Raw genomic sequence first — 22834 nt, 5'->3', positions numbered from 1 at the left:
ATGGCGATTTCCGCGGAGTTTCCTCTTGGGGTGTACAACGGGCATAGCCCCGATGGTGAGGCTGAAGCCTTACCAGAACTCGCTCGTCTTTTCTCAGCTCTAACCAATGCAGCTGCTCAAGGGGTTCATGGCACGGGTGTACCGGACGATCCCTACTCGCAGTCAGCTTTGGAAGCACTTCAGTGGCTAGAACAGCATCCACCAACAGCCATGCGGGTTCCGCCCCACATGGCGGTGTCTGACAGGACTGAGAGGATTGCTTATCGAAAAGAAGGAGTCTTTAAAAAAGAGGGCAGTAAGCCGACGGTCTACAAGACCACCGGACGACGCTTGTCTGATGGAACGGCCTTTGCGGGGACCATCCAGTGGATCTGGGATGAACCTCCGCGCCGGGACGTAGTCCTAACGCTTGATGATCTATGTGCGGATGTTCCTTACCTAGGTGAAACATCATCACCGGTCGAACTCTCTGTGACGGAACCCAGTGAACCGACGCATGTGCTTGACCCAAAGGCAGGATTTTTCCGTGAACCGGGTGAGTTCAGACAATCGATTGTTACACCTGGACGTCTAGCTGAGCTTGACCGCGCCCACGCTCAGGTTATGCCCAACAAGCCACCCACTCGGGCCGCTGATAAACACAACACATCAGCGATGCCTGGATCACCGCTGCCGTCCAGAGAAGCATTGACCACTGGTGTTTATCGTCCGGTTTCCCCGCTCGTGCCGATGGTTCCGTGGAGTCAGGTGCTTTCGGTCCCAGTTCTCACCGGAGGTGCTGTTGCTGACGAAGCTTTTGTTGAAATCTCAGTTGCCCTTCACCGGGCGCTTGTTTCGAAACTAGGGCGGGATGCATCACCGGAGATTACCGGTCATTATCCGCCAGGGGAGACTCCGCCGGCTAACCGAGTGGCGATCCATTTTGTGCCCGGGGACGTTCCCCAGCTTCCGTTTTCAGACGGGCAGGATCGATTCCTTGTGCTTGTCCCGCGCGATATCTCGAGCACCGGCTTTTCAAATCTCGTTGCGGCTCTCAACGCATGCACGCATGTGGTGAGCGCATCCCACCGGCTGCGTTTGGCGCCGGACCAAATGGAAGTGCATCCAGGGGATAGCTTTTGGAGCGAAGTTCCTGCTGGTTGCAGCCGTTCATGGGAGGCGTCCCCTGGCTTTGTACCAGAGCGACACACAAAGCAGACGGGTAGCTTTTCAGCCATTGATTTGGCTGGATCGTGGTCCTTAGCAAATATCATGCGGGACTTGACTCCAGATGCATCAACTGGAACTCCCGCAGAGCGCCACGCTGTTCTAGCCGGATACGGTGTCCGGTTGCAAGGCCGGGCTCTTCGCACGTTGAGACCGCGTGCGTTTGTCCACAGGACCTCGCACCGTAATCCGGTTCAGCCATTCCGGCTTTCGCTCAGTCTCGGAAATCTACTGCCAAACCAGGCCATCACAGCAATCGGCCAGTCGCGGCACCTGGGATGTGGATTGTTACTTCCTATCGACATCCCTGTAATCACTCAGGAGCAACCATGACCGTCTCAATTGATTCCGTGGATTTCGAGGACTTCTTTTCCCAGCTGAATGATGGACAACGCCCGTATAAATGGCAAAGTGATTTGGCTCATGCGGTTTTGTCTACGGGAAAGTGGCCCGAACATATCACTGCGCCTACAGGCTCTGGAAAGTCGGCGGTGGTTGACATCCACGTATTTGCCGTTGCAGCAGCCAGTACAAAAATAGCCGGGCCGGTGCCACCACGTCGGCTTGTCCATGTTGTTGGCCGCCGAGCGCTTGTTGACGAAGTCAAACGCCGGTCGGAAATGATCCGTGATCGTCTAATCGCAGCATTGGCTGATGAGTCTCAAGGAATCGTGCACCGCGTAGCAAAATCGCTACAGTCCTTGGCTATATCTGATTCTCTGCTTTCTGTTTCGACGTTGCGCGGAGGTATCGTTCCGGACAGGGGCTGGCAGGACGACCCCGTCGCGTGCCAAATCGTCTGTGCAACGCCTGACATGGCTGGCAGCCGCCTGCTTTTCCGCGGATACGGGTCTTCACGCGGTGCTAAACCGCGGGAAGCTGGCCTTCTTGCCTACGATTCGGTGTTGGTGATTGATGAAGCGCACCTGAACCGGCAACTGTCACTCACTGCTCGGCGGGTTGCTGACCTAGCCGCTGAATCGCCCTTGGCTGAACTTGTACCTGTTCTTCAAGTCGTTGAGACCACCGCAACACCACAGGACCGCACATTTAATGCAATTGGCGTCGATGCGGAAGACATCCGCTCTGGTGCCGTCGAACCTGAACTGCATCGCCGGCTGAGCAGACCCAAGCCGGTGACCTTGCACAAAAACGACGGCTGGCTTCCTAGTGCAACAACTGCTGCATCTAAGAAAGCTGCTGTGCAAAATATCGTTGACCTGGTCAACCAGGCACTGGAGAACGGGCAGAAGCCGGTTGGTGTTGTGTTGAATCGCGTGAAATCAGCACTTGAGGTCAGTGAAGCACTGCAAGCTTCATGGAAGGAAGCAGACTCCACACCCTCCATGAGCCTGCTGGTCGGCCCACGCAGACGCTATGAAGATTCATATGACCGCAATCGGGAAGATATCGATGTCTACGTTGCAACCCAGACAGTTGAAGTCGGTGTTGATCTGGATTTTGGTTGTTTGATTACTGATATTGCCAGCGGAGCTTCACTTGCTCAAAGAGCGGGGCGCCTCAATCGCAGCGGTAGTCGTAAATCAGCAAAGGCTCACATTCTCTGCCCGGAAGACCCTGCTGGAGTTCGGGAGAAAGACGCGGCGCCGTACTCTCCTGACGAATTGTTCCGCGCGCACAATTGGTTGAACAGTCTAGGTGACGAGGGCCTCAGCCCCGTCAATATCCTCGAGTGTCCACCACCACAGGCAGAACCGCAGAAGCTCGCGTTGAGCCACCTGGAAGAGTCCCGTGCACGGTTGTTAAGCAGGACTTCTGAGCAGCTTGTTGCCGAACCTGATCTGACATTTTGGCTCAGAGACTCGCTCGAAGCAGACAACGACATCACTGTCGTAGGCCGCGCCCTACCGCTGGTTTCAGAGCAGAGTGATTCTGTTGAAGATTCTGCGATCGATGCCGATGCGGCTTCATCACTGCTAAAAGCCGCCCCGCCGCAACCTCATGAGGCGTTCCCCACTACAACTCAGAAATTTCATGCCTTGATGAAATCTGCTGGAAACCCGATTGCCTTCGTGAACCGTCGTGGTGTTTGGGCGCGGGTTGGCAGCGAAGCTGGGGCTGAGGTCTGCGCTGGTGATGTTGTGTGTGTTCCCCACACCTTGACGGGATCAACGCAAAGCGTCCTGGCCCCGGAAGGTGAACAGGTTCTCGGCGATGTGCTTGACCCCATAGGCCAGGGCAGGGAGCACAGTGCTCAGGTCGGCAGCAACGCTGTTCGCTGTGTGGTGCTGGTAACCGGCAACGATGTGCCTGGCGTACCTTCCTATTGGCGGTGTTCTGTCCTTGAGATCTGTGCTTCCCTGCAGAGCACAGGTGAAGAGGTTTCAGTAGTGAATATTTTTGACGCGCTTGTCGACAGGGGCCAAGAGGGCTTCTTTAAAGATTACTTGGGTCTCGACGACGATCTTCGCCCTGAATCCGGGGGTGAGCTAACCGTTGCCTGCGGTGAATTATCAGTTAGTTCCCATAACCAGGTCTCCTGGGTTGTGTTCAACGTTGTTCAATCTCCAAGCTCTCAAGACGAAATGCTGTCAGAGGTGACAACCGGAGAACTGGTGGGGCTGGACGATCACCAGAAACACGTTGCCGACCGCGCAGAAGACATTGGCACGCGTCTTTGTCTTCCTGCTGAACTCATCGCGCTGCTGAAGGTGGCTGCTGAATATCACGATGCGGGCAAGTCCGACCAGCGGTTTCAAGCCTGGTTGCTTCAAGGATCTAAGCGACCGGCAGGCCCGGTAGCAAAAAGCTCCTTAACCCAGTTACCCAAGCGTCAAGTGAATTTCTTACCAGCGGGGTGGCGTCACGAACAGCTCTCAGCTGCAATTCTATGGAGTGTCAACAACACCCTGAACCCCCTGGCCTATCGACTTGTTGGAACAAGCCACGGCTATGGAAGAGGAGCGTTTGTGATGAATGCTGACCAGCTGCTTGAGAAATCCGCCTCAGAACAGTTGCGCACGACGGCTGAAGAGCTGTTCGATACCGGGGTTTGGGATTCCCTCATCGATCGGACAGATCGTTCCTGGGGTGTTTGGGCGGCAGCTTGGTTTGAAGCGATTCTTCGGTCCGCCGATGTCACAGTGTCGAAGGAGGGACGCTGATGGGCATCAACACCGAACTCATCGAATTGCCTGGCTCACATCAAGTGCTGCTTTCTCACATGAACATGCTGGGACTTTCGATGATTCTCGAAGAGGAATTAGGTGTGGGCACTGTCCAGTGTGCGTGGTCGCCTGGAATTGAGCCGAACCCCCAAATCAAACTCAAGCAAGCCACGATTGATGACGTGGCATCGATCGTCAAGAAACATGCAACCCAGCACGTAGAAGCTGCTGAATCGTGGCTTCACGCTGCTAACCCAGCCGTCGGTTCCTTGTTTTCAGCCCGCACGAAGGATCCAGCCAATGATGAAGAATGGAGCAGTGTTTTAGCTCAGAGGGCTGCAGTTGCCGATGAGCTGCGTGGTATCGATTCGGACATGACAGTCGGAATTGGTGAACGATCATGGTGGCAGTTCCAGGGGGGCAAACGGCGCCCTGATTTTGGCGCCTCGCCATGGGAAATGCGTACGCGGAATGGCGGTTGCGAGTTTGTAGCCGACACTCTCCTTCCATTAGCTCGAGCAGTTTCTGAAAGAAGTGTTGGTGGAATAAAAGACGGACTCACCGGCCGCACTCTTCGTGACGAAGTGGGAGAAAACAAGGCAGATTCGCGAACTGCAACAGGGCTTGCACCACTCGGGCCAGCAGACAACGCACGTGCATGGGTTGCCTTGTGGGGGATCTCAGCTGTCCCCATGTGGAAGAGGAGCACGGATCAGTCGGTTGCCTCAGCCGCCGTTCCGTCCCGTAGGGGAGAGCGAGGTCAGCTGCTCATGCCAATGGCCACCGAGTGGGTGACAGTGTCACGATGGAGGACAGCGCTGAGGTCCCGAGCGCTGGTTGATGCCTTCCAGTCTTCGACAGTTGCCGAATTGTCTGATGCTGTTATCGCTCGAGCTCTATTGCGGAGTTGGGGGTTTGAGCACCTTATGCGCTTTCCCGTTTTTGAAACCGACAATCGGTCTGCACGGGAGCGAAGAACTCTGCAAGGGGTGGCAGTAGATTGACCGACAAGAATATGACGAGCTACGACGATTCGATTCCGTTTAGTCTGGTAGCCCATTGGATGTTTTGCCCTCGGCGAGCGTGGTTGGAAGCAGTTGATGAAACGATGCCTCAGTCTTCTCAAGTTGCTGAAGGTACATACGCTCATCGAAGAGTTGACAAATCGACAACGGCAGAAGCGCGGACAATGCGCGGTGTCGAAGTTCGCGATCCCGTTCTGGGCACACACGGACGTATCGACCGTGTCGAGTTCAGCAGTGATACCGGGTACCTGTGTGTTGTGGAACACAAAACAACGCCAGTGAAGCAATCGCCAACAGTCAGCGAAGCCAACGTGGTCCAGCTTGCATTGCAGACTATGGCCCTCGAAGCCGGTGGTGCGAAAGTTGGCGACGCTGAGGTGTACTTTTCCACCCACCATAAACGCGTACCGGTCGAAATAACCAAGGACGTCAAAGCTCGTGCTGCGGCCGCCGTCGAGGAAACGCGAAAAGCGATCAGCAAGTCGGCTGCGCCAAAGCCACTGCTTCAGGATCCAAGATGTATGAGTTGTTCTCACGCATCAATCTGTTTGCCTGATGAACGCCAAGAGACTGTGGTCCAACGTCGGATTGTCGTTCCCGATCCAGGTGCGGAAACTGTTCACCTGACAGTTGCGGGCTGCAGAGCACGACTCAGTGGAGGTCGGGTAGTTGTTGAGAAAAGCGGCGAGAAACTCGCGACGATACCGATTGAACGGGTCGCGGCAATTATTGCTCATGGCAACATTGACCTCTCTGGCGCCTTGCTGCGTGAATTGATGTGGCGGGGCATTCCAACTGTTTGGTGCACCGGCTACGGCAGAGTGGTCGGGTGGACGAATGGTGTGAAGCCACCAAACGGCGGCGCTCGATTTCTGCAGTTCCAAGCTTCGGCCAATGGCCTGCTGGATGTGGCAAAAGAGATTGTGAGTGCAAAAGTCGGTAATCAAGCCACTATTTTTCGGCGCTTCGGCGGTGGCTCAACAACTGTTGCTGCTTTAAGGAACGCAGCGAAGGATGCAAATCTTGCTGAATCGAAAACTGAACTTTTTGGGGCTGAGGGCAGTGCTGCTTCTGCATACTTCTCGGAGTTTCCGACGTTGTTGACTTCAAGTGTTGATCCAGTGATTGGAGACGATTTTCCAGGCCGAGTGGGTCGCGGCGCTGTCGATTGCATAAATGTTGCTTTGAACTACGGGTACGGCATGTTGTTGGGCGAAGTGATCAGAAGTGTTTTAGCGTGCGGGTTGGACCCGCACGCTGGGATCTTGCACAGCTCCAAACGCAACAAGCCTGCATTGGCGTTGGACTTGATGGAAGAATTCCGTTCGCCTCTCGTTGATGCCGCCGTGCTGACTGCATTCAATAACCGTGAAATTGGGCGGCGCTCTTTTAACTTCGCCCTTGGTGGGGCCCGCTTTACGGCGGAGGGGCGAAAGAAGCTCATTTCAACTATTGAGCGTCGATTGTCGACTGAGTTTACGCATCCTGTTTTCGGATATCGCTTGACCTGGCGGCGAGCTATTGAAGTTCAGGCAAGAATGTTCCTAGGGGTTCTTGATGGAACGCAAGCGACGTACAAAGCGATCCGCATTCGATGAGTTCACGCGATCGTATGAGGCGAACGCTCATTGCGTACGACGTTCCTGATGATCGTCGGCGTCTGCGTGTTGCTCGTTTGTTAGAACAGTACGGTGACCGCATTCAGTATTCTGTATTTGTGGTCGACCTGTTGCCGTCAAAGCTTCTGCAGCTTAAGAGTGGTCTGAAAGAGGTCATTGATCCCCGTGCGGATAGCATCCTTTTGTGCGATCTGGGTCTGGTTAAGACTTTGACTGAGGCAGACTTTTCCTACATGGGTCAGCAGCGTACTGTCACGCAGCAGGGTCCAATGATCCTCTGACAGTGTTGCGAGAGCAAGCTCAACGGTGAAACCCCGGGAACCTCTCGCGAGCTGTTTCTGCAGGTCACGCCGCCTTGCACGATTCAAGGTTACGGTTTCCCCTCTGAAAATTTCCGACAGGTTTGAAAGCTCTCGCCGAGCGTTCCGTTTTCCCAGGTCAAATGTGGTAAATATAGGGGGCACCCTCTGCTTCGTCAAGGAGCAGACTTCGTTGAGGCGGAACGCCCTGACGGTTGAAGCCGGTATCCATGGTGACGACCCTCTGCTTCGTCAAGGAGCAGACTTCGTTGAGGCAACAAGCCAAACACAACGCCCTCGAACACTGCCCCCGCTGCCCTCTGCTTCGTCAAGGAGCAGACTTCGTTGAGGCCCATCCTGTGCGGGCACGTCCACGACACCTGGGAGAAAACCCTCTGCTTCGTCAAGGAGCAGACTTCGTTGAGGCGGCACTGTAGAGGTGTGGGATACCGATCCGCAGGGCCCTCTGCTTCGTCAAGGAGCAGACTTCGTTGAGGCTCGATCTCTGTCACCACGTCGGTGACGCTTCCGCCCCCCTCTGCTTCGTCAAGGAGCAGACTTCGTTGAGGCCAGATGATCTTGCGCTATGTGCGTGAGGCCCTACCCCTCTGCTTCGTCAAGGAGCAGACTTCGTTGAGGCACCCGGTTAGCGGTTGCGTCGCGCTCCTTGCCCGCCGCCCTCTGTTTCGTCAAGGAGCAGACTTCGTTGAGGCCCACAATCATGGCGGGCGTTCCTGTCCTCGCGAGGACACCCTCTGCTTCGTCAAGGAACAGACTTCGTTGAGGCACGTGTGGCGCGCCGGTCAAGGAGTGGCAGGAAAAAGCCCCCTCTGCTTCGTCAAGGAGCAGACTTCGTTGAGGCTCGCAGGCGTACCCCGACCGACCGGCTGATCGCGGACCCCTCTGCTTCGTCAAGGAGCAGACTTCGTTGAGGCTCGCCACCAGCGGGGCCGGTGGTGCGGCGTAGCACCCCCCTCTGCTTCGTCAAGGAGCAGACTTCGTTGAGGCGAGCGGCTACCTGACCGACTCCCGGCCTTGGGCGCGGCGCCCTCTGCTTCGTCAAGGAGCAGACTTCGTTGAGGCATGGCGGCAATGCGCATGCCGGTGAGGGTTAGCCACTCCCTCTGCTTCGTTTAGGAGCAGACTTCGTCGAGGCGAACAGATGCCCTGTGTATCCGTGGCTGGATCGGGAATTTTCCCCGGCGCCGCTCCGCTAGACTGGTTGATAGTTCAATCAACGCCCTCTGAGCTTAGGAGCGCACTGTGGAATTCGGAATCTTCACCATCGGTGATGTCACCCGCGACCCCGTGAACGGCACCATCCCGACCGAGCACGAAAGGCTGATGAGCACCGTGAAGATCGCCGAACACGCAGAATCCGCCGGCCTCGACGTCTTCGCAACCGGCGAGCACCACAACCCGCCGTTCGTCGCACCGGCCAACCCCGCCGTCCTCTTGGCGCACCTGGCAGCGCGGACCGAGAAAATCCACCTGAGCACCTCGACGACGCTCATCACAACCAACGATCCCGTCCGGCTGGCCGAAGACTACGCCTACCTGCAGCATCTGGCCGGCGGGCGCATCAGCCTCATGATGGGCCGCGGCAACACCGGCCCCGTCTACCCGTGGTTCGGTCAGGACATCCGCGAAGGCATCCCGCTGGCAGTCGAAAACTATGCACTGCTGCACCGGCTGTGGCGCGAAGAGAACGTCAACTGGGAAGGCCGTTTCCGCACGTCGCTGCAGGGCTTCACGGCAACCCCGCGCCCTCTGGACGACGTCCCGCCGTTTGTGTGGCACGGCTCCATTCGCTCGCCCCAAATTGCCGAACAAGCCGCGTACTACGGCGACGGCTTCTTCCACAACAACATCTTCTGGCCCGCGTCTCACACCGCGCGCATGGTCAACCTCTACCGCCAGCGCTACGAGTACTACGGGCACGGCAAAGCCGAACAAGCAATCGTCGGATTGGGCGGGCACGTGTTCATGCGCAAAAACTCCCAAGACGCGGTCAATGAGTTCCGTCCCTACTTTGACAACGCTCCCGTGTACGGCCACGGGCCCAGCCTGGAAGAGTTCTCTACCCAAACCCCGCTGACAGTCGGCAGTCCGCAGCAGGTCATCGAACGCACCCTCAGCTTCCGCGAATGGGCAGGCGACTACCAGCGCCAGCTTTTCCTCGTCGACCACGCGGGCCTGCCGGAGAAAACGGTGCTCGAACAGATCGACATCCTCGGCGAAGAAGTCGTCCCGGTCCTGCGCCGCGAATTCGCATCCCTGCGCTCGCTTGGAGTTCCGGAAGCTCCAACCCATGAATCACTCAAGGCGCGTCGCGAAGCCGGAGAAGACCCCATCCCCCGGTGGCGGCCCGAACTCCAAGGCCGCACAGGAACGCGCAAAAGCCGCCGAAGAACGCCAGGAGGGCTGACCGTGAAGATCACAGCACTGACAGCTTCGCTGTCAGAATCGAGCACCAGCAACAGGCTGGCTCAGAGAATCCTCGACACCGCGAAGCAAGCAACAGAAACCGCAGCAGAAACTGCGAATGAAGCCGCGCCAGAAACATCAGCAGACCCACTCGAAACCGAGGTCATCAATCTGCGCGAGCTGTCCCACCAGCTGGTCGATTCGATGCTCACCGGCGTGCAATCGGACGCGCTCGACGAGGTCTACGCAAAACTGCGCACCTCCGACGCCGTCGTGCTCGCGGCACCCGTCTACAACGCCGCACCCATCGGTCTGCTGACCATGTTCCTGCAGCTGTTCCCCGAGGCCGGTCTGCGCGGCATCCCCGTCGTGTTGGCCTCCACCGGCGGTACGGCCCGCCACTCTCTGGCCATGGATCAGCACATTCGGCCCATCATCGCCTACCTCAAGGGGCTCGCCTTGCCGACGACGGTCTTCGCGGCCACCGACGATTGGGGTCTGCCGGAAGAGCAGACCGGTATGTGCAGGCGGATCGAGGCGGCAGTTGAAGAGCTGCTGGAGCTCGGCTCGGGACGAGGTGCGGGAGGTACTGGAAACTCACGAGGTGCCAGCACCTCGGGCGCCCACGGCACCTCGCGCGGTGTGGAACCGGTCGATGAGTTCGATCCGAACACCATCACCCCGTTCGAACAGCTGCTCGGCCGCTGAGCCAGGGCAGGGGAGCCGTACCCAGCCGCGAACCGACGAGAAGCTGAGCTCCGCCTCGTGAGCCCTGACCCGTCAACCCAGCCAGCTCTGTCCGCCTTGTGAACTGCGCCAGGAAGAGGCGCAGCCAGGCTGACACAATGAGGCCATGAGCACGATCACGAAAATCGCCTTTCCGGACCCCGACCTTCTTGACGATGTGAGCTCGCGCCTGAGCGAAAGCGCCCGCAGTGCCCTCGACCTGCGGGTATGGTCGGCCGAACACCCAGATTCCGACCCCGCGGATCTCGACGCTGTGATCCTGCCCTATCTGGGCGCGGAGTCGACCGTCGCCAAACTCGATGAGATCAACGACCTCAAACTCGTCCAGGCCCAGACGACCGGCTACGACGTGGTCAACCACCTGGTCGGCAAAGTCACCGTCACCACCGGTGCGGGGGCGCACGCGGCAGCGACCGCGGAACTTGCCGTTGCCCTCGTACTGGCGCGGCTGCGGGGGCTCGACGAGGCGGCCTGCAACCAGCTGACTGGCACATGGGACCACCAGCGTCGTTTGTCCCTGGCCGACCGGAAAGTCACCCTCCTGGGCGTCGGTGGAATCGGCGAGGAGATCCGCCGCCGCCTGGAACCGTTCGAAGTCGAGATCACCCGCGTGGGCAGCCGCGCCAGGGAAGACGAACACGGCACGGTCTACGGCAATGACGACCTCGCCGAGATCCTTCCGAATACGGAAGTGCTCATCATCGTCACCCCACTGAACGAACACACCGAGGGCATGGTGAACGCGGAATTCCTCGCACAGTTGCCCGATGGTGCGCTCGTGTGCAATGTGGGCCGGGGCAAGATCGTCGACACGGACGCGCTGCTCGCTGAGCTCGAATCGTGCCGACTGCACGCTGCGCTCGATGTTGTCGACCCCGAACCGCTGCCAGAGGACCACCCGCTGTGGAAGGCGCCCAACACGCTCATCGCCCCGCACGTCGGCGGCAACACGAGCGCTTTCTTCCCGCGGATCCTGGGGATCCTCACGGAGCAGCTTGAACGGATCGCCGCGGGCGAGGAGCCGCTCAACAAGGTCTGAATCTGCTGGTACGCACCCGACCTGTCCGAATAGTGCACACCTTCTCCAGCATGTGGACAAGAAGATCTAGACTGCGCTTATGAGCGAAACACCAGATATCAAGCCGCGTTCTCGCGACGTAACGGACGGACTCGAACGCGCCGCTGCCCGCGGCATGCTGCGGGCAGTTGGAATGGGCGACGAGGACTGGGAAAAGCCGCAGATCGGCGTGGCCAGTTCATGGAACGAAATCACCCCGTGCAACCTCACGCTGGAAAAGCTCGCCGGGTTCGCCAAAGAAGGCGTTCACGCTGCAGGCGGCTACCCGCTGGAGTTCGGCACGATTTCCGTGTCCGACGGCATTTCCATGGGCCACGAGGGCATGCACTATTCGCTGGTGAGCCGCGAAATCATCACCGACTCGGTCGAAACCGTCTTCGGTGCTGAGCGCCTGGACGGCTCGGTCCTCCTGGCCGGCTGTGACAAGTCGATTCCCGGCATGCTCATGGCGGCAGCCCGCTTGGGACTGTCGAGCGTGTTCCTCTACAACGGCTCAATCATGCCGGGTACGGCAAAGCTGTCGGACGGCACCGAAAAGGAAGTCACCCTCATCGACGCCTTCGAGGCGGTCGGCGCCTGCCGTGCCGGCAAGATGACCGAAGCCGATGTTGACGCAATTGAACGCGCTGTCTGCCCGGGTGAAGGTGCGTGCGGTGGTATGTACACCGCCAACACGATGGCCTCGGCCGCCGAAGCCATGGGCATGTCGCTGCCGGGGTCGGCTGCTCCGCCGGCCATCCACCGCAACCGCACGCTGTTCGCCCGTGCATCGGGTGAAGCTGTTGTCGAGCTGCTGCGCCGCGGCATCACCACGAAGGACATCATCACCTACGAATCGATCTGCAACGCGATTGCAGTGACGATGGCCTTCGGCGGTTCGACCAACGCGGTGCTGCACCTGCTGGCGATCGCCCACGAAGCCGGTGTTGACCTTTCGCTCGAAGACTTCAACCGTATCGGCGACAAGGTTCCGCACCTGGGCAACGTCAAGCCGTTTGGCGACTACGTCATGAACGACGTCTTCAAGATGGGCGGCGTTCCCGTGGTCATGAAGGCTCTGCTTGATGCCGGACTGCTGGAAGGTGACTGCATGACGGTCACCGGCAAGACGGTTGCCGAGAACCTCAAGACCATCAACCCGCCGGACCCGGACGGCAAGATTGTCCGCGCTATGAGCAACCCCATCCACAAGACCGGAGGGCTCACGGTACTCACCGGTTCGCTGGCTCCTGAGGGCGCAGTTGTGAAGTCGGCGGGCTTCGACGCCGATGTCTTCGAAGGCACCGCGCGCGTCTTCGACCGCGAACAGGCCGCAATGGACGCCGTTCTGGAAGGCAAGCTCAAGGCCGGCGACGTCATCATCATCCGCTACGAAGGCCCCAAGGGCGGTCCGGGTATGCGCGAAATGCTCGCCATCACCGGTGCCATCAAGGGTGCCGGCATCGGCAAGGACGTTCTGCTCATCACCGACGGCCGCTTCTCGGGCGGTTCGACCGGTCTGTGCATCGGCCACGTCGCTCCTGAGGCTGTTGACGGCGGACCGATCGCCTTTGTCGAAGACGGCGACAAGATCACCGTTGACATTGCCGCTCGTTCTATCGACCTGCACGTCGATCAGGCCGAACTCGACCGTCGTCGCGAAAACTGGACGCTGCCGGAGAACCCGCGCCTGCACGGCACGCTCGGCAAGTACTCCAAGCTGGTCCGCTCGGCTGCACTCGGAGCCGTCACGACGGACTGAGCCACGTCAGGGGAGCATTGCAAACGCTCCCGAGGTGCCCGCTGGGTGCTGCTGAGAACTGAAGTACGCGAAAGGGGCGCAGGTGGAAACCTGCGCCCCTTTCGCATGTCCTGAATCCTCTCAACCCAGCCGTCGTCCGGCGCGGGGTCCGCTGTTGTCTGAGTCCTGGGAAGGGCACGGTAGAGGGTCTTGTTTCTGATCGCTGAAAGTTGGGCGTCTGGCCTGCTGAAATGCAATTCACAGAGAACTTAGGTAATGCTAACCTCATTAGGTCAGGAAACCCTGACCTAATGACTTCGGGCCCTCGTCGGCGGCTGATTCATCGGCAGCCGCACGGGGCACTCACAGAAAGCAGTACATGAAAACTCAAGTGACAGCGTGGCCGAGACGGGCTGCTGCATCAGCAGTCTCCGTTCTCTTGGCCGCGACAGCACTCGCGATCGGCCAGGCGGGTCCGGCCGCAGCGGCTCCCGCTGACGACGTGCTTACGTGGACGGGAGCCACGGGGGCCGCAACAGGGTCAGCCGTCTCGCAGAGTTCCTGCGATTTCACCGGCGACGGCAAACACGACATCGTCACCAGTGCGTGGATGTGGGACCGCTTGGGCACAAGCTCAGTAGGCGTCGGCTACGTGATTCCGGGCGACGCGAAGCAGGGTCAACTCGATGACCCGACAACGGGCGTCATCAGGATCGAAGGACCTTCGGAGGAAAACGCACTCGTAGGCTTCAGCGTCAACTGCGCTGGTGATGTCAACGACGACGGAATCGACGACATCATCCTCACCCAGTTCACCAAATCGCGGGCATACGTGGTCTTCGGCAGCAGAGAGCCCGAGCACATCCAGCTGGATCACCTGGGCGATCGCGGTTTCATCATCGCCAGCAAGCAGGACGACAGGACGGGCTACTTTGCAACCGGCGTCGGTGATATCGACGGCGACGGCAAGGACGATGTCGCAGTCATTTCGCTGACCCGCAACAACAGGGCCGGTGCAGCGACCGTGGTATCAGGAAGCGACGACATCGCAACCGTAGAGATTCCCGATTCCAAGCGGATCATCGCCACAATTGAGGGTGTGCCCGATCAGGGACTGTCGACAATCGCTCCGGCCGGAGATGTCAACGGCGACGGCAAGCCCGACCTCGTCCTGGGCGGCTATGTTGCCAGGCCGGCTGGCTATGAGGGGCGAGCCCACGGCATGGCGTGGGTTGTATTCGGCGATGTCAAGGGTGAAGTCAAGCTCGGCGAAGACTTTGAGGGCTTCGCCGTCAACGGCCCTGAGCGCGGATGGGACCGCTTGGGCATATCTGCTGCCTCCGCTGGTGACGTCGACAACGACGGCAAAGACGACCTGATCATCGGTGCTGACGGCGTGCCGACTGGGGCATCAGGAAAGCGAAACGGTGCGGTGGCAATCGTCCGCGGTGCCGATTCCAAGCAGACAGTCACCACCGATCCAGAGGCGACTGACGGCAAGTCAGTCGAAGCAGACGGCAAGGACCGCGGATGGTGGATCGACGGTGGTGAGGACGCCGGCAGCTTCGGCTTCGCGGTGTCCGCACTGCTGCCGCAGAAGAAGGGAAGCTCCGGCACGCTGGTGATCGGCGACTACTCGGCGAACCGCGCATGGGCGCTCGATACCCGCGCGCTCAACGCTCCGCGGATTTCTGTTGGTGATGTCTCAGACGAGTACATTTCGGTTCTCAAGGGTGAGGCAAAAGCCGAGCGCCTAGGACGAGGCGTCGGGGTCGTCGCAGGCATGAACGGCCGCGACGGTCACCAGTTCGTGGCCGGCGGCGACGCAATCGGAGGCATCGGAACCGTGAGGGTGGCAGATCTGCCCGCCCAGGGTCCGACCGACGACGAGCCTCCGGCAGTTCCGGATCCTGAAGAAGAGCCTACAGACGACACCGCGCCGACTTCTGATCCCGACGATGGCACGCAGCCGCCAGCAGCTCCCGGAGACGATTCCGATACTGACACAGGGGCTCCCGAGGGATCTGAACCAGAAGGCGACGCCGGTTCTTCAGGCGATGCTCCTGACAACGGTGCAGGCACTTCAGCCGGTTCGAGTGCCGAAGCCGGCGAAGCGGCTGGCGCGGAAGCCCAGCAGCACGGCGGCAACAACAGTCCGCTGCCGCGTACAGGAGCACAGTTTGCCGGTGTGCTCGCCGCTGGTGCGGCTCTGATCACCGTCGGCATTACCGCAATCATGCTTTTCCGCAGGAGGGCAAAGTGAAAATCAATCGAAAGACGGCAGCTGCCGCCGCGCTCAGTGCTCTTCTGGCTTTCTGCGGCGCTGCCGCCGCAGCCGCTGAGCCTGTTGCGGCACCCTCAGAGGAGCCGACGGAGCAGGACCGCACACCAACTGCGGAGACAACTCCAACCGACAAACCGTCGCCAACAGGCACTGCCGAATCCAGCGCGCCGGCAGATGACAACGGCGGTGATGACCACAGCGCAGCTGATGCGCACCGCGGTCATGAACATCATGACAACGGAGCGCGCAAGACATACGGCTGGGAGCCGTCGAAGTACGACACGTGCCCAGCCTCGCTGCACGACGAATACACGGTGACAGGACCCGACGGCAAGCGCTACGACTCGTGGCACCCGATTTCTGCGGTTGACCCGGCCACCGGAAAGAAGTGCACCTTCGGCCATGAGCACGGAGACGATCCGCGCACTTCCGATATCTACGAATGGGCTGTTAAGAAGACGGGTGACAAGGCAACCGGCATTCCATTCAGCTATGCAAACGAGGTTTCGGCAGTGGCCGCTGAAGAGCACGGTTCAGTACCTCACCGGCACGAAGATCACTATGGTCACAAGTTCGTTGTTCGCAACAACGTCAAGCAGGTGCGGGCAGATCGGGCAGGCTATGCGCGTGATGCGTCCGGCAAGCCGATCGAATGCGACTACCTTATGAAGGTGCATCAGGGCTCCCACTCGAAGGACGCTCTGAGCAACAATGCTCACGAACTGTTCTATGCGGTTCGCTGCAGTGATGGGACCGAAATGGCCGTTACGACGCTGACACCCTTCGGCCAGCCGAACGAATACGTCCGCAACTGCACGGACGAAAAGGTGCAGACCAGCGGATCCGATCTGCCGGGTGCAAACACCGGTACGCGGCGAATTCCTGATGAGAAGTGCGTCAGTGCCAATGTGCTCAATGGCCCGAAGACCAGCGATGTGTGGGGGCTTTACGAACTATGGGAGTCGGACACGACGATCACAGATCCAAGCGGCAAGACTATCGCCCGCTTCGACCCCTGGTTCGGTGTGCGCAACCCGTCGCGTTTTGCCTCGGGCAGTGAGGCAAAACCGGTTTCCCTGCTGTTCGACAGTGAGAAGACAGTCGGCTGGCCGTGGTCGACGATGTCCGGCGCTCTTGATCAGACCGACCCTGCTTCACCATTCAACGGAGCGCAGCGAGACGTCTATGTTCAGAACTCGACGATCGATAACCGCGGCGGTTCGGAGTTCATCTACACGGACGCCTACGGCCGGAACAGCTCAAACAGGGAATTCACCGGTTCGATTCGACAGTACGTGTCGACAACTTCGAACACATCGCTGCCAGAGCTCGAACGCAGAGCTTTCGGGTTCAACACCGACTATGGAGCTCCTGGAACCGGTGTTCACGCGCCGAACTGAGGTTCCTGTTCGGCTGCACTCGGAGCCGTCACGGCGGACTGAGCCACGTCAGGGGAGCATTGCAAACGCTCCCGAGGTGCCCCCTGGGTGCTGCTGAAAACACGAGATCTGCTGTGGTGGGGAAAGGTTCCCACCACAGCAGATCCGTTTTATTGCCGTGAGCTGAGCTGCTCAGTCTTCGTCGGGAATGTCGGCAGGGTCGGGGTTCTGGGTCTTGGTGCGGCGCACGGAGACGATCGCCCACACAATCGGGATGAGTGCCACAGCACCTCCGCTGAACAGGCCGCGGGACAGCGGCGTGGTGCTGTCGCGGCTGAAGTTGTCGGCAAGGCCCTGAGTGACATCCGGTACAGGGATGACGGGCTGTCCTGTGGTCAGGTGGAACACGATTCCGAACAGCAGTGCGGCAACCATGACGCCCATAATCACGTGGGGCCACACCAGCTGGCCCAAGGTGCCCTTGGCCAGCAGCTTGTCGACCTGGACACCGTGACGTTCAGCGTAGAAGTAGATGGCAAACGACGGAATCGACGACAGCACCAGCAGGACGGCGCCCCATGCGCCGTTGCCGGTCAGTGCGAGTGCGGCGGCAACGGCGGTTGCCGTGTAGACGCTCACGACCGCGCCGAACGACGGTGCCTGCAGCAGAATGCGAGCTTCGCGTTCATCGCCCCTCGTTGCGGGGTAGTAGCCCATCATCCGGTCAATGCGAGGTGTCGGGGAGTTTGTCATGAGTTGTCCTCCTGTGCGGTGGGAAAAAGATCTTCGACTGTGTGTTTCAGCAACTGTGCGATTGACAGTGCTAGGTAGACGCTGGGGGCGTAGTCGCCGCGTTCAATCGAAATGATCGTCTGCCGCGATACACCCACCTTGGCTGCCAGCTGGGCCTGCGTGAGTTCGGCAAGCAGCCTGGCGCTTTTCACTTTCGGTTTGGGGTGTGTGCTCATCTGTCCTCATGTCTATTTTGTTTGACACAAGGTTAAGGAAACTAGACATGGCATGTCAAGTAAACCTGACATAAAGGCAAGAATCTTTGACATCGAAGAGTTGAGCAGGCGCCCCGAACCACAGCGGAGCACCCGAGAAGCGCCCCGACCCGGCACCTCGTCAGACCATATCGAGCTCTACAGGAGCGAGTCTCTCCAGGCCGCGTGAAGATGAGCGAAGCGTCCCTCACCGGCAATGAGCTCGGCGGGAGTGCCGTCTTCGACAATCCTGCCGGCATCCATGACAAGAACGCGGTCGGCGATTTCGACCGTCGACAGGCGGTGGGCGATGATGACCGCGGTCCGGCCGGCGAGGATCGTCTCCAGTCCCTGCTGGACCAGCTTCTCTGAGGGCACGTCCAGGTGAGCAGTGGCCTCGTCAAGAACAAGAACCGCGGGGTCAGCCAAGAACACGCGCGCAAAGCTCACCAGCTGACGCTGCCCGGAGCTCAAACGCCCGCCGCGCTTGCGCACATCCGTGTCATAGCCATCCGGCAGGCTCTCAATGAATTCGTCCACACCGACGGCGCGTGCGGCTGCGCGGACTTCGTCATCAGAAGCATCGGGGCGGCCGATCCGAATATTGTCGGCAATCGTTCCGCCGAACAGGAACGATTCCTGCGTGACCATGACAACGGCTTTGCGCAGATCAGCATCCGCAATGTTCCGCAGGTCAACTCCATCGAGCTTCACCGCACCTTCCAGCGGATCGTAGAAGCGGGTCAGCAGCTTCACCAGCGTTGACTTGCCAGCACCCGTCGCGCCCACGAGCGCGGCCGTCTGCCCGGCCTGCAGGCGCAGATCAAAGCGGGGGAGCACATCCTGTCCGTCCCCGTACGCAAAGCGGACGGCATCGAAGACCACCTCGCCGTCGGCCTCGACAGCCTGGGGAGTTTCGGGGTCAGTAATGGTGGGTTCGACCTCGAGGACAGCTGTGATCTTCTCGAGCGCAGCCTGCGCCGACTGGTACATGTTGAACGTCTGCACGAGCTCATCAAGCGGCCCGTAGAAGCGGCGCACATAGAGGACGAAAGCGGCCAAGACCCCGACCTGCGTGTGCCCGCCGATCACAAGCCACGCACCCAAGAGGATGATCGCGAACTGCGAAAGATTGCCGATCAGCCTGGTCAGCCCGGCAAAAGCTGCCACTCCCCGCAGAGCGTCGGTGTTGGCCTTGCGGTAGTCGTCATCATGGGCGGCCAGGCTGGATTTGCGCTGCGGCTGCCGACGGAAGGTCTGAACAGCGCGGATGCCGCCCATCGACTCCGTGAAATCGATGATCACCCTGGCAATCGACGTGCGCGTCCGCCGGTATGCCGCACGCTGTGAACGCTGGGCGGCGCGGGTGACGAAGTACAGCGGGATGAAGCCGGCGAAGGTGACGAGTGCCAGCGGGATGTCGAGGAAAATGAGAATCGCAGCGATGACCGCCATCTGCACGACCCCGGAAATCGCCGAAATGAGCGTATAGCCGAGGAACTCCTGCACCGACTCCAAGTCGGATGACTGCCGTGACACCAGCCGGCCTGAGCTCTGCTTTTCGTGATAGGCGATGTCGAGTTTCTGCACGTGGTCGAACAGGCGACCGCGCAGGGTCACCATGATCTTCTGGCTGACGATCCCAATGCCTCGGGTAGCTGCCCAGGACGCAGATGCGCCAAGAACCACAAACGCCGCGAACAGGCCCACATTGGTCCACAGGGGGCCGAAATCGCCGTTTGTCGCAGCGGGCAGGCCGTGGTCAAGGGCGCGTGCTATGAACACCGGGCCGAGCGTGCCGGCCGTGGCGAAGAACAGAACCAGCAGAGTCAGCACGATGAGGACCCCGCGGTAGGGCCGGATCAGCTGCAGGAGGAGCGCGCGGGAGCGTTTCGAAATGGCCTCTGGGAGGGCATCAATATCCGAGGTGGAGGTCACTGTTTCGCTCATGCCTGCGCCCCCATGAGGTTGCGGTAGGTGGCAGAGTTGGCGGTGAGTTCGCGGTGGGAGCCGGTTTCAACGACCGTGCCGCCGTCCAACACGGCAACCCTGTCTGCCAGCAAGGCGGTCGACGGGCGGTGGGCCACGACGATCGTTGTGGAGTCCGGCAGCACCTCGGCCAGAGCGCGCTGCACGCGGTCTTCTGTGTCGACGTCAACGGCTGAAAGCGGGTCGTCCATCACAAGCACGCGCGGCTTGCCGATGATGGCCCGTGCCAGGGCGACCCGCTGGCGCTGACCGCCTGAGAGGCTCAGCCCCTGTTCGCCCACCTGCGTTTCCAGACCTTCCGGCAGGTCCTGCACGAAATCCCACGCGGCGGCAATGCGCAGCGCCTGCTCGATTTCGTCGTCACCGGCACCGGGCGCGCCCATTTCGACGTTCGCCCGGATGGTGTCGGAGAACAGAATGGGGTCTTCAAAGGCAAATGACACCAAGCCTCGCAGTGAGTTGAGCGGGATGGCGCGGATGTCCCGGCCGTCAATCGTGATGGCGCCGGAGGTCACATCGTGCAGGCGGGGGATGAGCGAGACAACCGTCGATTTACCAGAGCCCGTGGGTCCCACGAGCGCCAGCGTTTCACCGGGTTCAACGGTGAGGTTCACATCGTGCAGCAGTGGGCTCTCGCCATCGTCGAAGGTGAAACCGACGTCCGCGAACTCCAGCCTTCCCTCGGCAGAAGGCACGGCGGCTGCATCGTCGATTCCGCCAGTGGGGTCTTCGATGCCGATCTCTTCATCGAGCACTTCCCAATACCGCTGTGCGGCGGTGATGCTGATGAGGAAGTCGGCCAGAAGGAAGCCGAGCATTTCAATCGGCATCCGCAGAATCCACGTGATTGTCAGCGCAGCAACAACCTGGCCGATGGTCACCCAGCCCTCAAGCACGCCCCACGCGCCCAGCCCCAGCATGACGACCTGCGCGGCGGCCGGCAGCATCAGCATCGTGGCCCACATCCAGGAATCGAGCTTTGCCAGGTGTACCTCGCAGCCGGCCAGACGGTGGGAGAGTTCAGAAAACCTCTGCGAAGCCCACGATGACCGTCCGAAAGAGCGCAGAATCCGAATGCCGAGAATTGACTCTTCGACGTTGGTGGTGATTTCGCCCATCGTGTCCTGGGAAGCGCGCGAAGCCCGCAGGTATCGGCCCTCCAAAAGGGCGACGGCACCCGTCAGCGGAATGGCCATACCTACGACAATGAGCCCGAACAGCGGGTGAATAAGCCACAGCATGACGGTGCCGATGACGATCGTCACCGGTGTGACCAGCATGAACGGTCCGCCGAAGGCAAAGAAGCGCCGCAGCTGCGACATGTCCTGCGTGGCCCGCGACAGCAGCTGGCCCGAATCCCACGCATCGTGCTTGCCGACCCGCAGGTACAGAAGGCGGGAGAACAGTCGGCCCCGCCACGTGACCTCCCATTCCGACACCACCCCGGCAACCAGACGGCGGCGCGCCCACAGGGCAGACGCCTCGGCGATTCCGACCGCCAAAATTGCGGCCGCAGGCCACCACAGACCGGCAGGGTCGCGGTGGGCGATGGGGCCGTCGATGATGTGGCCGGTGAGCATGGGGGTGGCCAGCGAAATTGCGTTGGCAATGAGTGTGAGCACCATGACCAGGGAATACACCCACAGACGGGCGCGGATGTCTGGCCAGAATCGCAGGAGTGCTCGCATTTGAATCAGCCTATAGGCGCGTCAGCCGAGTGAGAACCTCTGCGTGCGGTGAATGCGGGAACATGTCGACTATTCGGACGGTTTCGGTCCTGTAGCCGGGCATGTTCTCAAGGTCCGCCGCCAGGGTGCGCGGGTTGCAGCTGGAGTAGATGACCGTCGCAATGCCGGAGTTCTCAATCCACTCGCTCATGGGCTGGCCGAGCCCACGCCGGGGCGGATTGATGATCAGCAGATCGGCCGGTTCGCTCTGCTCGCGAGCCCACGTAAAGGCGTCTTCCGCGGTGAACTCGATACGGCCTTCGACTTCCGGATGCTCACTCACGAGGCGCCTGGCAGCTTCACGTGCCCGCTGGACTGCTTCTGGGTTGAGTTCGGCTGCGCGGACGCGGACCTTCGGCGAGGCGAGTGCGGCGTGGAGGGCGAAGCCGCCGACACCGCAGTACAGGTCCCACACTGTGAGAGGGGCGGTGGGGTGCGCTGATGAGTTGGGGCCTGCGGCTGCGGTCGGGTGTGCGGCCGCGGTGTCGGCAATCCACTGTCTGACGGTCCGGTAGAGCTCGCCGGCTACAGCGCTGTTCGTTTGGAGAAAGGACTGCGGGCCGGGCAGGAGCGTGACGTCGCCCTGGGTGACCGGCAGGGAGTGCTCGCCGTACAGGTGAATTTCCGTTGGGCCTTCGATGATGGCCGTGTGTTCGGGGTGGATGTTTGCGCTGATGACCGCGATGTCAGGAACCGCCTCCAGCAGGCGAGGCAGTTTTTCTTTCAGGCGCGGCAGAGCGCTGTCGGTGCGCAGAACGAAGCGGATGGCCAGCTGGCCGGCATCGCCTTCTGTCACGATGACGTATTTGAGTTCTCCCTTGCGTGCGCGCACCCGGTAAGGAGGGATCTGTGCGGCTTTGATGACTGCCGGGATGGCCTCCAGGGCGCGGTGGATGACGGGAGAGTAGAGCGGACAGTCCGATAGGTCGATGCCGGCGAAGTCTTCGTCGAGAATGCCGAGTGTGGGTTCGCTGGTGGTGCCGCCGACAGCCATTTTCGCGGTGTTGCGGAATCCCGAATCCGGGCTGGTGATGGGAGCTTCGAAAACCTCTTCGGGGCTTCTGCCGCCCAGGGCGTGTTCGATGTTTGCGGCCAGTTCTCGTTCAATGCGGGTCAGCCGCTGATTCGCGGGCACCTCGATGAGAGAGCAGGTCCGGCAGCGGTCAGCGGCAAAGTGGGCGCAGAACATACGGCAATCCTAGGTGCTGTGTCAGACCCTG

At 60.2% G+C, this 22834-nt stretch carries 15 protein-coding genes, 1 pseudogene and 1 CRISPR repeat array; of the genes and pseudogenes, 11 read left to right on the top strand and 5 right to left on the bottom strand.

The window, feature by feature from the left end; genetic code table 11:
- The 11 genes and pseudogenes from csb2 to GC119_RS03090 all read left to right on the top strand — a co-directional run bounded on the left by csb2 (position 1) and on the right by GC119_RS03090 (position 16933).
- Positions 1 to 1539, top strand: coding sequence for a type I-U CRISPR-associated protein Csb2 (csb2, locus tag GC119_RS03135; protein ID WP_193215601.1), 1539 nt, complete (start codon positions 1 to 3; stop codon positions 1537 to 1539).
- Positions 1536 to 4331, top strand: a complete 2796-nt coding sequence (gene cas3u, locus GC119_RS03130) for a type I-U CRISPR-associated helicase/endonuclease Cas3 (protein ID WP_193215600.1) — start codon at positions 1536 to 1538, stop codon at positions 4329 to 4331. The genes csb2 and cas3u overlap by 4 nt, the downstream gene beginning before the upstream one ends.
- The gene (locus GC119_RS03125; protein WP_151952427.1) at positions 4331 to 5338 is read left to right on the top strand and encodes a hypothetical protein; all 1008 of its coding nucleotides are present in this window, start codon (positions 4331 to 4333) and stop codon (positions 5336 to 5338) included. The genes cas3u and GC119_RS03125 overlap by 1 nt, the downstream gene beginning before the upstream one ends.
- Positions 5335 to 6957: a CRISPR-associated endonuclease Cas1 gene (gene cas1 / locus GC119_RS03120; protein ID WP_226829222.1), complete on the top strand. Its 1623-nt coding sequence runs from the start codon at positions 5335 to 5337 to the stop codon at positions 6955 to 6957. The genes GC119_RS03125 and cas1 overlap by 4 nt, the downstream gene beginning before the upstream one ends.
- On the top strand, positions 6954 to 7259 hold the full coding sequence (cas2, locus tag GC119_RS03115; RefSeq protein WP_151952426.1) for a CRISPR-associated endonuclease Cas2: 306 nt from the start codon (positions 6954 to 6956) through the stop codon (positions 7257 to 7259). The genes cas1 and cas2 overlap by 4 nt, the downstream gene beginning before the upstream one ends.
- Positions 7260 to 7441: 182 nt before the next feature.
- A CRISPR array of direct repeats spans positions 7442 to 8433; the repeat unit is 36 nt; unit sequence CCCTCTGCTTCGTCAAGGAGCAGACTTCGTTGAGGC.
- A 107-nt stretch (positions 8434 to 8540) separates the two neighbouring features.
- A pseudogene (locus GC119_RS11020) lies at positions 8541 to 9705 on the top strand (LLM class flavin-dependent oxidoreductase).
- Positions 9706 to 9707: 2 nt separating this feature from the next.
- Entirely contained in the window at positions 9708 to 10412 is a 705-nt protein-coding gene (locus GC119_RS11015; protein WP_226829217.1) for an NAD(P)H-dependent oxidoreductase, read from the top strand.
- 145 nt (positions 10413 to 10557) lie between these two features.
- Positions 10558 to 11490 (top strand): NAD(P)-dependent oxidoreductase, encoded by a 933-nt coding sequence (locus GC119_RS03105; RefSeq protein WP_151952424.1) that lies wholly within the window; start codon positions 10558 to 10560, stop codon positions 11488 to 11490.
- A gap of 79 nt (positions 11491 to 11569) precedes the next feature.
- Positions 11570 to 13270: a dihydroxy-acid dehydratase gene (gene ilvD / locus GC119_RS03100; protein ID WP_151952423.1), complete on the top strand. Its 1701-nt coding sequence runs from the start codon at positions 11570 to 11572 to the stop codon at positions 13268 to 13270.
- A 358-nt stretch (positions 13271 to 13628) separates the two neighbouring features.
- Entirely contained in the window at positions 13629 to 15512 is a 1884-nt protein-coding gene (locus GC119_RS03095) for a VCBS repeat-containing protein (RefSeq protein ID WP_151952422.1), read from the top strand.
- Positions 15509 to 16933, top strand: a complete 1425-nt coding sequence (locus GC119_RS03090; RefSeq protein WP_151952421.1) for a hypothetical protein — start codon at positions 15509 to 15511, stop codon at positions 16931 to 16933. The genes GC119_RS03095 and GC119_RS03090 overlap by 4 nt, the downstream gene beginning before the upstream one ends.
- A 171-nt stretch (positions 16934 to 17104) precedes the next feature.
- Here the strand turns inward: GC119_RS03090 and GC119_RS03085 are convergent, their stop codons facing one another.
- From GC119_RS03085 to GC119_RS03065, 5 genes are all read right to left on the bottom strand, one after another.
- Complete coding sequence (locus tag GC119_RS03085; RefSeq protein ID WP_151952420.1) at positions 17105 to 17665, bottom strand: hypothetical protein; 561 nt, start codon at positions 17663 to 17665, stop codon at positions 17105 to 17107.
- On the bottom strand, positions 17662 to 17880 hold the full coding sequence (locus GC119_RS03080) for a helix-turn-helix transcriptional regulator (protein WP_070573640.1): 219 nt from the start codon (positions 17878 to 17880) through the stop codon (positions 17662 to 17664). The genes GC119_RS03085 and GC119_RS03080 overlap by 4 nt, the downstream gene beginning before the upstream one ends.
- A gap of 177 nt (positions 17881 to 18057) precedes the next feature.
- A complete protein-coding gene (locus tag GC119_RS03075) occupies positions 18058 to 19848 on the bottom strand; it encodes an ABC transporter ATP-binding protein (RefSeq protein WP_151952419.1) in 1791 nt (596 codons plus the stop codon).
- On the bottom strand, positions 19845 to 21575 hold the full coding sequence (locus GC119_RS03070) for an ABC transporter ATP-binding protein (protein ID WP_151952418.1): 1731 nt from the start codon (positions 21573 to 21575) through the stop codon (positions 19845 to 19847). The genes GC119_RS03075 and GC119_RS03070 overlap by 4 nt, the downstream gene beginning before the upstream one ends.
- A 10-nt stretch (positions 21576 to 21585) precedes the next feature.
- Positions 21586 to 22803 carry a methyltransferase gene (locus GC119_RS03065; protein WP_151952417.1) on the bottom strand — a complete coding sequence of 406 codons (1218 nt, stop codon included), beginning with the start codon at positions 22801 to 22803 and terminating at the stop codon, positions 21586 to 21588.
- Positions 22804 to 22834 lie beyond the last annotated feature (31 nt).

The sequence above is a fragment of the Brevibacterium sp. Marseille-P9724 genome (assembly GCF_902500275.1).
Taxonomy (GTDB): domain Bacteria; phylum Actinomycetota; class Actinomycetes; order Actinomycetales; family Brevibacteriaceae; genus Brevibacterium.
Note: the sequence above shows the minus strand (reverse complement) of the source record. Positions and strands in the feature narration are given on the sequence as shown.